At 75.1% G+C, this 15,652-nt stretch carries 1 protein-coding gene; it reads left to right on the forward strand.

Translation table 11 applies throughout. The features are described from left to right. The first annotated feature begins 52 nt into the window (after positions 1–52). Positions 53–15,643, forward strand: coding sequence for a type I polyketide synthase (locus O7602_RS16110; protein WP_281583460.1), 15,591 nt, complete (start codon positions 53–55; stop codon positions 15,641–15,643). The last annotated feature ends 9 nt before the right edge of the window (positions 15,644–15,652 follow it).

The following is a 15,652-nucleotide window of genomic DNA, read 5'->3' on the forward strand; positions in this document are numbered from 1 at the left end:
GATATCGAGGTTGTTCGTGAACGAGGAAAAGCTTCGCGATTATCTGAAGCGCGTGACGGCGGACCTGGCCCAGGCCCGGCGGCAACTACGCAAGGCGGAGGCGGACCGGCAGGAGCCGATCGCCGTCGTGGGCATGGCCTGCCGGTTCCCGGGCGGGGCGAACACCCCGGAGGCGCTGTGGTCGCTCGTCGAGGGCGGCGTGGACGCGATCGGCGGCTTCCCGGTCACCCGGGGCTGGGACCTGGACGGCCTCTACGACCCGGACCCGGGCGCGGCCGGCAGGTCGTACGCCCGGCACGGCGGTTTCCTCTACGACGCCGAACGCTTCGACGCGGAGTTCTTCGGGATCAGCCCACGGGAGGCGCTCGCCATCGACCCGCAGCAGCGGCTGCTGCTGGAAACCTCGTGGGAGGCCCTGGAACGGGCCGGCATCGACCCGGCGACGTTGCACGGCAGCCGGACCGGCGTCTACGTCGGGGCGATCAGCCAGGAGTACGCGTCGCTGTGCTACACCGGCGGGGCGGACGTCGACGGGTACGTCCTGACCGGCACGACGACGAGCGTGGCGTCCGGCCGGATCGCCTTCTCGCTCGGTCTGGAGGGCCCGGCGGTCACCGTCGACACCGCGTGCTCGTCGTCGCTTGTCGCCATGCACCTCGCCGGTCAGGCGCTGCGCGGCGGTGAGTGCGACCTGGCGCTCGCCGGCGGCGCGACCATCATGGCCGGGCCGGGCATGTTCATCGAGTTCAGCCGGCAGCGCGGCCTCGCCCCGGACGGGCGGTGCAAGTCGTTCTCCGCCACCGCCGACGGGACCGCCTGGGCCGAGGGCGCCGGCATCCTGCTCCTGGAGCGGCTCTCCGACGCCCAGCGCAACGGGCACCCGATCCTGGCGGTCATCCGGGGATCGGCGGTGAACCAGGACGGGGCGAGCAACGGCCTCACCGCACCCAACGGCCCGTCCCAGCAGCGGGTCATCCGGCAGGCCCTCGCCAACGCCCGACTGAAGCCGTCCGAGGTGGACGCGGTGGAGGCGCACGGCACCGGCACCACCCTGGGTGACCCGATCGAGGCGCAGGCGCTGCTGGCGACGTACGGCCAGGACCGGCCCGACGACCGGCCGCTGTGGCTCGGCTCGCTGAAGTCCAACATCGGGCACGCGCAGGCCGCCGCCGGGGTCGGCGGGGTGATCAAAATGGTGCAGGCGCTGCGCAACGGTGTGTTGCCGCAGACGCTGCACGTGGACACCCCGTCACCGCACGTCGACTGGTCGGCGGGGAACGTCGCGCTGCTCACCGAGGCCCAGCCGTGGACGCCGAACGGGTCCCCGCGTCGGGCCGGCGTGTCGTCGTTCGGGATCAGCGGCACCAACGCCCACCTCATCATCGAGGAAGCGCCCGCCGTCGAGGAGCCGCCATCGGTCGGGACACCCGTGCCATGGCTGCTCTCCGGCCGCACGGCGGAGGCGCTGCGCGAGTCCGCCGCACGGCTGCGCGACCACGTCGACGGCAAGGCTGACCTCGACGTAGCTCACACCCTGGCCCGCCGCGCCCAGCACACCCACCGCGCGGTCATCCTCGCCGACCACCACGAGGCACTGACCGCCCTCGCCGCCGACACCCCACACCCGTCCCTGGTACGCGGCACCGCGCGCCCGACGGGGAAGATCGCCTTCCTGTGCACCGGCCAGGGCAGCCAACACCCCGAGATGGCCCACCGCGACGAACCCGTCTTCCTCGAAACCTTCGACGCCGTCTGCGCGGAGTTGGACAAGCACCTCGACCGGCCGCTGCGCGAAGCGATGGTCGACGCCGTCCACGAAACCCGCTACACCCAACCCGCCCTCTTCGCCATCCACGTGGCATTGCACGCGCTGGTCACGAGCTGGGGGATCACCCCCGACTACCTCACCGGGCACTCCATCGGTGAACTGTCCGCCGCGCACCTGGCCGGCGTGTTGAGCCTGCCCGATGCCGCGCTCCTCGTCACCGCCCGCGGACGACTGATGCAGGCCGCCACCGCGGGCGGCGCGATGATCGCCATCGAGGCCACCGAAGACGAACTGACGCCGATGCTCGACCCCGCCACGGTCTCCATCGCCGGGTTGAACTCGCCCACCAGCACCGTCATCTCCGGCGACGTCGACGCCGTCACCGACATCTCCGCCCACTGGGCCGCACAGGGACGGCGCACCAAGAAACTGACCACCTCACACGCCTTCCACTCCCCCCACATGGACCCGATCCTGGAGGACTTCCAGGCCATCGCCGACAGCGTCACCTACCACCCGGCGACGATCCCCGTCATCTCCAACCGGACCGGCCAGGTGGCACCGGCCTTCGATGCCGCCTACTGGACCCGACACATCCGCGACGCCGTCCGCTACCACGACATGGTGTCTACCCTGGACGCCTCCGGGGTCACCACCTACGTGGAACTCGGACCCGACAACACCCTCAGCGCACTCACCCGCGCCTGCCTGCCCGACGACACCACCGCCACCATCACCGCCGCCCACCTCGGCCAGCACGCCCAAGCCGCGCTCCACGCCGCCGGACACCACACCACCTGGACCACCACCACACCCGCCGGACGCCTCATCGACCTGCCCACCTACCCGTTCCAGCGGCAGACGTTCTGGCTCGACGCCTCCGACACCCCGCACGACGCCGCCAGCCTGGGCCAGGCCACCGCCGCGCACCCCCTGCTCCAGGCCGAGGTCGAACTGCCGGACGGCAACGGCCACCTCTTCACCAGCCGGATCTCGGCGCGTACCGACCCGTGGATCGCTGAGCACGCGGTGCACGGGGCGCTCGTCGTGCCGGGTGCCGCGTTCGTGGGCATGCTGCTGCACGCCGGAGGCCGGGTCGGCTGCGACCTGATCGAAGAACTGACCCACCACGTCTTCCTGGCCGTACCCGAGCAGGGCGCGCTGCACCTGCGGGTCTCCGTGGACGCGGCCGACGACGCCGGCCGGCGTACGTTCAGCGTCCACTCCCGGTCCGAGGACGCGCCGCCCGGCACGGACTGGACCCGGCACGCCACCGGCGTCCTGGCCGTCGCCGACCCGGACGCGACGCCGGCCGGGCTGACCGAGTGGCCGCCCCCGGGCACGGAGATCGACGTCGCGGACCTCTACCGGCGACTGGCCGGCGCCGGTTTCGGCTACGGCCCGCTCTTCCTGGGCCTGCGGGCGGCGTGGCGGGACGGCGACACCATCTACGGGGAGGTGTCGCTGCCGGAGGGCGCCGACCCGGGCGACTTCGGCCTGCACCCCGGCCTGCTCGACTCGGCCCTGCACCCGATCGCGGTCGGCTCCGCGCTGCGCCCCGAGGACGACCCGGACGCCGGCCAGGTGCGGGTGCCGTTCACCTGGGGCGGAATCGCGCTGCACGCGGTCGGCGCCGACACGCTGCGGGTCCGGATCGTGGTGTCCGGCCTGGACCGGCTGGCGCTGACCATCGCCGACGGCACCGGCGCGCCGGTGGCGACGGTGGACTCGCTGATCACCCGCCCGGTGTCGGCCGCGCAACTGGCCGCCGCCCGGCCCGACACCGGCCTGCCGCTGTACGGGGTGGACTGGGTGCCCCGGCCGGGTCCGGGCGCCGCCGTGGGCGCTCCGGTGGAGTTGCTGGCGGAGGACGGATGGCCCGCGGAGCTCGCGGACCGGATCGCCGTGCGGGTGCCGGCCGGCGAGCGACCCGACCACGGGCCGGTCGCGGCCGTCCTGGGGCTCCTCCAACGCTGGCTCGACGCGCCCCGGCCGGCCGAGGCCCGGCTGCTTCTGCTGACCCGGGGCGCGGTCGCGGCGCGTACCGGCGACGATGTTTCTGATCTGGTGGGCGCGGCCGTCTGGGGCCTGGCCCGCAGCGCCCAGGCCGAGCATCCCGGACGCGTCGTCCTTGTCGACGCCGACGAGGACCCGGACGGCGATCTGCTCGCCCGGCTCGCCGACGGCGACGAACCGCAGGTCGCCCTGCGGGACGGCCGGGTCCTGGCGCCCCGGGTGACGGCCGTGACCGGCGGCGTCCCGACCCCGCTCGACGCGGACGGCACCGTCCTGATCACCGGTGGCACCGGCGCCCTCGGCGCGCTCCTGGCCACCCACCTGGTCACCCGCCACGGCGTCACCCGCCTGCTGCTCACCAGCCGCCGCGGACCCGACGCCCCGGGCGCCACCGCGCTCCGGGCCACCCTCACCGGGCTGGGCGCGCACGTGGACATCGTCGCCGCCGACCTCACCGACCGCGACCGGGTCGCCGAGCTGCTCGCCACCGTGTCCGCCGCGCACCCGCTGACCGCCGTGGTGCACGCCGCCGGGGTGCTGCGGGACGCCGCGCTCACGTCGCTCACCCCGGAGCACCTGGACGCCACGCTGTCGGCGAAGGTGGACTCGGCGTGGCACCTGCACGAGCTGACCGCCGACTCCGGCCTGGCCGCGTTCGTGCTCTACTCGTCGATCGCCGGGACGCTCGGGACGGCCGGGCAGGGCAACTACGCCGCCGCGAACGCCGCGCTCGACGGACTGGCCGCGCACCGGCGCGCGCACGGGCTGCCGGCGGTCTCCCTCGCCTGGGGGCTGTGGGCGCCGACCGGGGACGACGGGATGGGCGCGACCCTGGACGAGGCGGCGGCGGCCCGGGTCGCCCGGGGCGGGATCGTCCCGCTCACCCCGGCGGAAGGGCTCGGACTGTTCGACGCGGCGCTGGCCGGGGACCGGCCCGCGCTGGTGCCGGCCCGGCTGGACCTGGCGGCGCTGCGCCGGCTGGCCGACGGCGGCGAACTGCCGGCCATCCTCCGCGGTCTGGTGCGCGCGCCGGCCCGGCGGGCGGCCCGCGGCGGCCAGGCCGGCGGTGACGAACTACGCCGGCAGGTGGCCGGGCGGCCGGAGCCGGAGCGGCGGCGGATCCTCACCGACCTGGTGTGCGCGCAGGTCGCGGGCGCGCTCGGGCACGCGTCGGCGGCGACCGTGGACGCCGACCGGCAGTTCCAGGAACTCGGCTTCGACTCGCTGAGCGCGATCGAGTTCCGGACCAGGCTGGGAAAGGCGACCGGGCTGGCCCTGCCCGCGACGTTGATCTTCGACTACCCGACACCTGCGGCGCTCGGCGCCCACCTGACCGCCGAGCTGTCCGACGCGGGTGCCGAGTTCCCGACCCGGACCGTTCGGCGGACCCGGGCGGGCGACGACGAGGCGATCGCGATCGTCGGCATGGCCTGCCGGTTCCCGGGCGGCGCGGACACCCCGGAGACGCTGTGGAACCTCGTCGCGGGCGGGGTCGACGCGGTCGGCGGGTTCCCGGCGAGCCGGGGCTGGGACGCCGACGAGCTCTACGACCCCGACCCGGACGCCGGCGGCAAGACGTACGTGCGGGCGGGCGGTTTCGTCTACGACGCCGAGCAGTTCGACCCGGAGTTCTTCGGCATCAGCCCACGGGAGGCGCTCGCCATCGACCCGCAGCAGCGGCTGCTGCTGGAAACCTCGTGGGAGGCCCTGGAACGCGCCGGCATCGACCCGGCGACGCTGCGCGGCACCGCCACCGGCGTCTTCGCCGGGGTGTCCGCCCAGGAGTACGTCTCGCTCTGCCACACCGGCTCGGAGGGGGTGGAGGGCTACCTGCTCACCGGCACGACGACGAGTGTGGCGTCCGGGCGGATCGCCTACACGTTCGGCCTGGAGGGCCCGGCGGTCACCGTCGACACGGCCTGCTCGTCGTCGCTCGTCGCCATGCACCTGGCCGGTCAGGCGTTGCGCGGCGGCGAGTGCGACCTGGCCCTCGCGGGCGGCGCGACCATCATGGCCGGGCCGGGCATGTTCATCGAGTTCAGCCGGCAGCGCGGGCTCGCCCCGGACGGCCGGGCGAAGTCCTTCGCCGCGGGCGCGAACGGCACCGCCTGGGCCGAGGGCGCCGCCATGCTCCTGCTCGAACGGCTCTCCGACGCCCGCCGCAACGGGCACCCGATCCTCGCCGTCATCCGGGGGTCGGCGGTCAACCAGGACGGCGCGAGCAACGGCCTCACCGCCCCCAACGGTCCCGCCCAGCAGCGGGTCATCCGCCAGGCCCTGGCCAACGCCCGCCTGGAACCGGCCGACGTCGACGCGGTCGAGGCGCACGGCACCGGCACCACCCTCGGCGACCCGATCGAAGCCCAGGCGCTGCTGGCCACGTACGGGCAGGACCGGCCCGACGACCAGCCGCTGTGGCTCGGCTCGCTGAAGTCCAACATCGGGCACGCGCAGGCCGCCGCCGGCATCGGCGGGGTGATCAAGATGGTGCAGGCCATGCGTCACGGCGTGCTGCCGCAGACGCTGCACGTCGACGAGCCGTCCCCGCACATCGACTGGGACGCCGGGAGCGTCGCCCTGCTCACCGAGTCGCGGGCCTGGCCGGACACCGGCCGGCCGCGCCGGTCCGCGGTGTCGTCGTTCGGCATCAGCGGCACCAACGCGCACCTCGTCCTGGAGCAAGGCCCGGCTCCGGCGGCGCCGTCCGGCGAGGGCGCGGCCGGCTCGCCGGTGGGGTCACCGTGGTTGCTCTCCGGGCTGACGCCGGAGGCGCTGCGGGACAACGCCGACCGGCTGCGCGACCACCTCGACGGCCACGCGGACGCCGACATCGCCCACACCCTCGCCCGCCGCGCCCAGCACACCCACCGCGCGGTCATCCTCGCCGACCACCGCGAAGCGCTCACCGCCCTCGCCACCGACAACCCCCACCCCGCACTGGTACGCGGCACCGCGCGCCCGGCCGGGAAGGTCGCATTTTTGTGCACCGGCCAGGGCAGCCAGCACCCGGAGATGGCGCACCGCGACGAGCCGGTCTTCGTCGAAACCTTCGACGCGGTCTGCGTCGAACTGGACAAGCACCTGGACCGGCCGCTGCGCGAGGCCATGGTCGACGCGGTCCACGAAACCCGCTACACCCAACCCGCCCTGTTCGCCACGCACGTCGCCCTGCACGCCCTGGTCACGAGCTGGGGGATCACGCCGGACTACCTGACCGGGCACTCGATCGGTGAGTTGTCCGCCGCGCACCTCGCCGGAGTTCTGAGCCTGCCCGACGCCGCGCTGCTCGTCACCGCCCGGGGACGACTCATGCAGGCCGCCACCTCAGGCGGCGCGATGATCGCGATCGAGGCCACCGAGGACGAGCTGACGCCGATGCTCGACCCGGAGAAGGTGTCCATCGCCGGACTGAACTCGCCCACCAGCACCGTCATCTCCGGCGACGTCGACGCCGTCACGCAGATCGCCGTGCACTGGGCCGGGCAGGGACGACGCACCAAGAAGCTGACCACCTCACACGCCTTCCACTCCCCCCACATGGACCCCATCCTGGACGAGTTCCAGGCCATCGCGCAGACCGTCACCTACCACCCGGCGACGATCCCCGTCATCTCCAACCGGACCGGCGAGATCGCCCCGCCCTTCGACGCCGGCTACTGGACCCGACACATCCGCGACGCCGTCCGCTACCGGGACATGGTCTCCACCCTGGATGCCGCCGGGGTCACCACCTACCTCGAACTCGGACCCGACAACACCCTCAGCGCCCTCACCCACGCCTGCCTCCCCGAGGACACCACCGCCACCATCACCGCCGCCCACCTCGGCCACCACGCCCACGCCGCGCTCCACGCGGCGGGGCGCGAGACGGTCTGGACCACCACGCCCCCGCCCGGCCGGCACCTCGACCTGCCCACCTACGCCTTCCAGCACCAGCCGTTCTGGCTCGCCGCACCGGCCACCCCGCGCGACCCGAGCAGCCTCGGCCAGCACGACGCCACCCACCCGTTGCTCCAGGCCGAGGTGGAACTCCCCGACGGTGACGGCCGGCTCTACACCGGGCGGATCTCCCGGCGCTCCCACCCGTGGCTCGTCGAGCACGCCGTGCACGGCACCGTGGTCCTGCCCGGCGTCGCGTTCATCGACCTGCTCCTGGAGGTCGCCGACCGGATCGGCGCGGCGGCCGTCGAGGAGCTGACCCACCACGTCTTCCTCGCCGTGCCCGAGCAGGGCGCACTGCACCTGCGGGTCAGCACGGGCGCCGCGGAGGGCGGGCGGTGGAGGTTCACCGTCCACTCCCGACCGGAGGACGCCGCGCCGGGCGCCGCGTGGACCCGGCACGCCAGCGGCACGCTCACCGCCGAGACGCCCCGGCCCGCCGAAACGCTTGCGGCGTGGCCGCCGGCCAGCGCGTCCCCGCTCGACACCGGAAGCTTCTACCGGGAGTTCGCCGAGCGCGGCTACCACTACGGACCGCTGTTCCAGGGCATGCGGGCGGCCTGGCGGGACGGCGAGACGATCTACGCGGAGACCGGGCTGCCCGACGGGACCGGGCCGGAGGCGTACGGCGTGCACCCGGCCCTCTTCGACTCCTCGCTGCACCCGCTGAACTTCCGCTACGACGGCGGGACGGTGCGGCTGCCGTTCTCCTGGACCGGTGTCAGCCGGCACGCGATCGGCGCCACCGCGCTGCGGATCCGGGTCACCCCGGCCGGACCGGACACGGTGTCGCTGCTGATGGCCGACCCGACCGGCGCGCCCGTGCTGGCGGTCGACGCCCTCACCATGCGCCCGGTCTCGCCGGAGCAACTTGCCGCGTCCCGTCCGGACGCCCGGCCGCCGCTGTACCGCCTCGCCTGGACCGCCGCGCCTCTGGCCGGGACCGCCGCGCCCGCGGCCGGGACCCACGCGGCGTCGGCCGGGGCAGCGGCGCTTGCCGTGCTCGGCGCGCCGGGTGCCGGTCCGGCCGGTGTGCCGGTCCACCCGGATCCGGCCGCGCTCGCCGACGCGGGCGCCGTACCGCCGATCGTGCTGGCCCCGCTGCCGTCCGCCACCGACCCGGACGACCGCACGCCGATCCGGGCGGCGCTCGACCTGATCCGGCACTGGCTGGCCGACGACCGGCTGGACGGCAGCCGGCTGGTGCTGCTGACCCGGGGCGCGATCGCCACCGAGGACGCCGAGGACGTCACCGACCTGCCCGCGGCGGCGGTGTGGGGTCTGGTGCGCAGCGCGCAGACCGAACATCCCGGCCGGTTCGTGCTCGCCGACGCCGACGCCGCCCTCGCGGATCTGGCACCGGAGCCGCTGGCCGAGGCGCTCGCGGCCGAGGAGCCGCAGATCGCGTTCCGCGCCGGCCGGGCCTTCGTCCCCCGACTGGTCACCACCGACCGCCCGGCCGAGCCGGTCGTCGAGGGCCGGTTCGACCCGGCCGGGACCGTCCTGATCACCGGCGGCACCGGGGCGCTGGGCGCGCTGCTGGCCCGGCACCTCGTCGTCCGGTACGGCGTGCGCCGGCTGCTGCTGACCAGCCGCCGCGGCCCGGACTCACCCGGCACCGGCCGGCTCGTCGAGGAGTTGGCGGAGCTGGGCGCGCACGCCGACGTCGCCGCCTGCGACACCGGCGACGGGGACCAACTCGCCGCACTGCTCGCCGCGATCCCGGACGCCCACCCGCTGACCGGGGTGATCCACGCCGCCGGCGTGCTGCGGGACGCCACCGTCGGCGCACTCGACGACGACGGCCTGGCGGCGGTGCTGGGCCCGAAGGCCGACGGCGCCTGGCACCTGCACCGGCTGACCGCGGACCGCCCGTTGGCGGCGTTCGTGCTCTACTCCTCGGTCGCCGCCACGATCGGCAGCGCCGGGCAGGCCAACTACGCCGCCGCGAACGCGTACCTGGACGGGCTCGCCGCCCACCGGCACGCGCGCGGGCTGCCGGCGGCCTCGCTGGCCTGGGGGCTGTGGGCCCCGACTGACGGCGGCGGCATGGGCGCGGCGCTTCCGGACGCCGACTCCACCCGGATCGGCCGGACCGGCGTGCTGCCGCTGCCCGCCGCGGAGGCGCTCGCGCTCTTCGACGCCGCGCTCGCCACCGGGGCGCCGACCCTGGTGCCCGCCCTGTTCGACCACGGCACGTTGCAGTCCCGGGCCGCCGCCGGTGGTCTGCCCCCGGTCTTCCGGGCGCTGGTGCGTGCCCCGCAGCGGCGGGCCGCCACCGACGCCGGGACCGGCGGCGCGGCGCTGCGCGGTCAGCTGGCCGGGCGGCCCGCGGGCGAGCAACTACGTACCGTCCTGCATCTGGTCCGCGCCCGGGTCGCCGAGGTGCTCGGCCACACCGACGTGGACCGGATCGACGCCTCCCGCGCGCTGCTGGAGATGGGCCTCGACTCGCTGACCGCGGTGGAGTTCCGCAACGCGCTGAGCGCGACGACCGGGCTGCGGTTGCCCGCCACCCTGGTCTTCGACTACCCGACGCCGGCGGCGATCGCCGAGTTCGTGCACGGACGCCTCGCCGACGCCCCGGCGAACCGGGCCGTCGCCGTGGCACCCGCCCGCGCCACGGGTCCCGACGACGAGGCGATCGCCATCGTCGGCATGGCCTGCCGGTTCCCGGGCGGCGCGGACACCCCCGAGGCGTTGTGGGAGCTGCTCGCCGGCGGGGTCGACGCGGTCGGGGTTTTCCCGGACGGACGGGGCTGGGACGTCGACGACCTCTACGACCCCGACCCGGACGCCAGCGGCAAGACGTACGTGCGGCACGGTGGTTTCCTACGCGACGCGGACCGCTTCGACCCGGAGTTCTTCGGGATCAGCCCACGGGAGGCGCTCGCCATCGACCCGCAGCAGCGGCTGCTGCTGGAAACCTCGTGGGAGGCCCTGGAACGCGCCGGTATCGACCCGGCGACGCTGCGGGGCACCGCCACCGGCGTCTTCGCCGGGGTGTCCGCCCACGAATACCTGTCGCTGCTGCACACCGGCGGTGAGGGCGTCGAGGGTCACCTGCTGACCGGCACGACGACGAGCGTGGCGTCGGGCCGGATCGCCTACACGTTCGGTCTGGAGGGCCCGGCGGTCACCGTCGACACCGCGTGTTCGTCGTCGCTGGTCGCGATGCACCTGGCCGGTCAGGCGTTGCGCGGCGGCGAGTGCGATCTTGCGTTGGCCGGTGGGGCGGCGGTGATGTCGACGCCGGGCATGTTCATCGAGTTCAGCCGGCAGCGCGGGCTCGCCCCGGACGGGAGGGCGAAGTCCTTCGCCGCGGGCGCGAACGGCACCGCCTGGGCCGAGGGCGCCGCCATGCTCCTGCTCGAACGGCTCTCCGACGCCCGCCGCAACAACCACCCGGTCCTCGCCGTCATCCGCGGGTCGGCGGTCAACCAGGACGGCGCCAGCAACGGCCTCACCGCACCCAACGGCCCGTCCCAGCAACGTGTCATCCGCCAGGCCCTGGCCAACGCCCGGCTCACCCCCGCCGACGTCGACGCCGTCGAGGCGCACGGCACCGGCACCACCCTCGGCGACCCCATCGAAGCCCAGGCGCTGCTCGCCACGTACGGCCAGGACCGGCCCGCCGACCGGCCCCTGTGGCTGGGGTCGATCAAGTCGAACATCGGCCACGCGCAGGCCGCCGCCGGCATCGGCGGGGTGGTGAAGATGGTGCAGGCGCTGCGCCACGACCTGCTCCCGCAGACGCTGCACGTCGACGAGCCGTCCCCGCACGTCGACTGGGATTCCGGCGACGTCGCGCTGCTCACCGAGGCCCAACCGTGGAAGCGCAACGGGTCACCGCGCCGGGCCGGCGTCTCGTCGTTCGGCATCAGCGGCACCAACGCCCACCTCATCATCGAGGAAGCACCGGACGTGGAGGGGCCGGAGCCGGCCGGGACGCCGGTGCCGTGGTTGCTCTCCGGCCGCACGGCGGAGGCGCTGCGGGAGTCCGCCGCGCGGCTGCGCGAGCACGTCGACGGCCACGCGGACGCGGACGTCGCCCACACCCTCGCCCGCCGCGCCCAGCACACCCACCGCGCGGTCATCCTCGACGACCACCGCGAAGCGCTCACCGCGCTCGCCGCCGACAACCCCCACCCCGCACTGGTACGCGGCATCGCGCGCCCGGCCGGGAAGGTCGCCTTCCTGTGCACCGGCCAGGGCAGCCAACACCCCGAGATGGCGCACCGCGAAGAACCCGTCTTCGTCGAAGCCTTCGACCGGGTGTGCGTCGAACTGGACAAGCACCTCGACCGGCCGCTGCGCGAGGCCATGGTCGACGCCGTCCACGAGACCCGCTACACCCAACCCGCCCTGTTCGCCACGCACGTGGCAATGCACGCTTTGGTCACCAGTTGGGGCATCGCCCCGGACTACCTCACCGGACACTCGATCGGCGAGCTGTCCGCCGCCCACCTCGCCGGCGTGCTCAGCCTCCCCGACGCCGCCCTGCTGGTCACCGCCCGAGGACGACTCATGCAAGCCGCCACACCCGGCGGCGCGATGATCGCCATCGAGGCCACCGAAGACGAGCTGACGCCGATGCTCGACCCGGAGAAGGTCTCCATCGCCGGACTCAACTCCCCCACCAGCACCGTCATCTCCGGCGACACCGACGCCGTCACCGCGATCGCCGTGCACTGGGCCGGACGAGGGCGGCGCACCAAGAAACTGACCACCTCACACGCCTTCCACTCCCCCCACATGGACCCCATCCTGGACGAATTCCAGGCCATCGCCGACAGCGTCACCTACCACCCCGCCACCATCCCGGTCATCTCCAACCGCACCGGAGACATCGCCCCAGCCTTCGACGCCGCCTACTGGACCCGACACATCCGCGACGCCGTCCGCTACCGCGACATGATCACCACCCTGGATGCCGCCGGGGTCACCACCTACCTCGAACTCGGACCCGACAACACCCTCAGCGCCCTCACCCACGCCTGCCTCCCCGAGGACACCACCGCCACCATCACCGCCGCCCACCTCGGCCAGCACGCCCACGCCGCGCTCCACGCCGCCGGACACCACACCACCTGGACCACCACCACACCCGCCGGCCGACACACCGACCTGCCCACCTACCCCTTCCAACGCCAGCCCTACTGGCTGCGCCCGGCCACCACCGGCACCGCCGCGAGCCTCGGCCTGGCCACCGCCGACCACCCGCTGTTGTCGGCCGCGACCGAGCTGCCCGACGGCGGCCACCTCTTCACCGGTCGGATCGGCCTCGCCACCCACGCCTGGCTGGCCGACCACGCCATCCACGACGCGGTCCTGCTCCCGGCGACCGGCTTCGTCGAGCTGGCGCTGTACGCCGCCGGCCAGGCCGGGGCGGACGGCGTCGGGGAGCTGACGCTTGAGGCCCCGCTGATCCTGCCCGAGCAGGGGGCCGTCCACCTGCGGGTGCAGGTCGGCCCGGCCGGCGACGACGGCGACCGCACGCTCACCATCCACTCCCGGCCGGAGAAGGCCCCGGCCGGCACCGAATGGACCACCCACGCCACCGGCACCGCGACCGACGCCGCGACCGCCGCCCCCGAGGACACCGCCGCGCCCCCGACCGCCGAGAGCGTGCGGCTCGACGGCCTGTACGACGCGCTCGCGGTCCGCGGTTACGGCTACGGGGCCCGCTTCCGCGGCCTGGAAGCGGTGTGGCGGGACGGCGAGACGCTCTACGCCGACGTCGCCCTGCCCGCCGGGACGGACCCGGCCGGGTACGGCGTACACCCGGCCCTGCTGGACGCGGCCCTGCACCCGATGCTGCTGGACGTCGCCGCGCGCGACAACGGCGCGGACGGGGAGATCCTGCTGCCGTTCGCGTGGAGCGGCGTGACCCTGCACGCGACCGGGGCCACCCGGTTCCGGCTGCGGGTCACCCCGACCGGCCCGGACACGGTGACCCTGACCGCGGTCGACGGCGCCGGCGCCCCGGTGGTGCGGGTCGAGTCGCTGACCGCCCGGCCGGTCACCCGGGCGCAGATCGCCGGCGCCCGGGTCGCGGTCGCCGACCCGCTGTACGCGACGACCTGGACCGCCGCCGGCGCGGGTGACGCCGGTCCGGACCGGATCGGCGCGCTGCGGGAGCTGCCGGGCGCGACCGTCTACCGGGATCCGGACGAGGTGGCCGGGGACACCGGCCGGCCGCCGGTGGTGGTGGCAGTGGTGCCGCCCGGCCGGACCGCCGCCGACCACGGGCCCACCGAGGACGTCCTGCGACTGGTGCAGGGGTGGCTCAGCGACGACCGGCTCGACGACACCCGGCTGGCGATCGTCACGAGCGGGGCGGTCTCCACCCGTACCGGGGAAGATGTCCTTGATCTTTCGGCCGCCGCCGTCTGGGGGCTGGTGCGCACCGCGCAGAGCGAGCACCCGGACCGGTTCTGGCTGCTCGACTCGGACGTGCCGGCGGCGGCGCTGCCGGCGGACCTGCTCCGGCGGGCCCTGGCCGGCGCGGAGCCGCAACTGGCGATCCGGGCCGGGGAGATCGTGGTGCCCCGGCTGGCGGCCGTGCCGCCGGCCGGGGGTGACGCGCCGGCGCTCGACCCGGACGGCACGGTGCTCATCACCGGCGGCACGGGTGCGCTCGGCGCGCTCCTGGCCCGGCACCTGATCACCGCGCACGGCGCCCGGCGGCTGCTGCTGACCGGCCGCCGAGGACCGGCCGCGTCCGGCGCGGCGGAGCTGCGTGCCGAGCTGTCCGCGCTCGGCGCCGAGGTCACCATCGCCGCCTGCGACGCCGCGGACCGGGGCGAGCTGGCGGCGCTGCTGGCCGGACGGCGACTGACCGCGGTGGTGCACGCGGCCGGGGTGCTCGACGACGGCATGGTGACCGGCCTGAACCCGCGCCGGCTGGCCACCGCGATGCGACCCAAGGTGGACGCGGCGTGGCACCTGCACGAGCTGACCCAGGGGCACGACCTGGCGGCGTTCGTCATGTACTCGTCGGTCTCCGGCACGCTCGGCGGTCCGGGACAGGCGAACTACGCGGCGGCGAACGCCTGGATGGACGGCCTCGCCGCGTACCGGCACGCCCGAGGGCTGCCCGCCAGCTCGCTTGCCTGGGGCCTGTGGGCGGCGGGCATGGGTGAGACGCTCGACCCGGCCGGCGCGGCCCGGATCGCGGCGTCCGGCGTGGTGCCGCTGACCGCCGCGCAGGGGCTGGCGTTCTTCGACGCCGCGTTGCGGCTGCCGGAGCGGCCCGCCCTGGTGCCGGTCCGGCTCGACCTGACCCGGCTGCGCGCCCGGGCCTCGGCGGGGACGGTGCCGCCGCTGCTGCGGGGCCTGGTCCGGGCGCCGGCCCGGCGGATCGCGCAGACGGCCGCGGCGGACGCCGAGGCGTTGGCTCGGCGGCTGGCGACGCTCGGCGACGACGACCGGCGCCGGGTCCTGCTGGACCTGGTCCGCGGCACGATGGCCGCCGCGCTCGGGCACGACCGGCCGGAGAGCATCGAGGCGGAGCGCGGCTTCCTCGACATGGGCTTCGACTCGCTGACCGCGGTGCAGTTCCGCAACCGGCTGGCCGGGGCGGTGGGGGTACGGCTGCCGGCGACCGTCCTGTTCGACTACCCGACGCCCACCGCGCTGGCCGGGCACCTGCTCGGCCGGGTCGTCCCGGCACCGACCGCCACCGGCCCGGTCGGAGCGCCCGCGGACGGCTCACCGCTGGCCGACCTGGACCGGTTGGAGGCGCGGATGCCCGGCCTGGGACCGGACGCGCTCGGCCCGCTCGCCACCCGCCTGCAGACCCTGCTCGCCCGGGTGCACGCCGCCCGGAGCGACGGCGCGTCGGTCGCCGACCGCATCGACACCGCAAGCGACGACGAGATGTTCGACCTGATCGACAAAGAGCTCGGCATCTCCTGACGTGACACC

The organism is Micromonospora sp. WMMD1128, assembly GCF_027497235.1.
Classification (GTDB): Bacteria; Actinomycetota; Actinomycetes; order Mycobacteriales; family Micromonosporaceae; genus Micromonospora.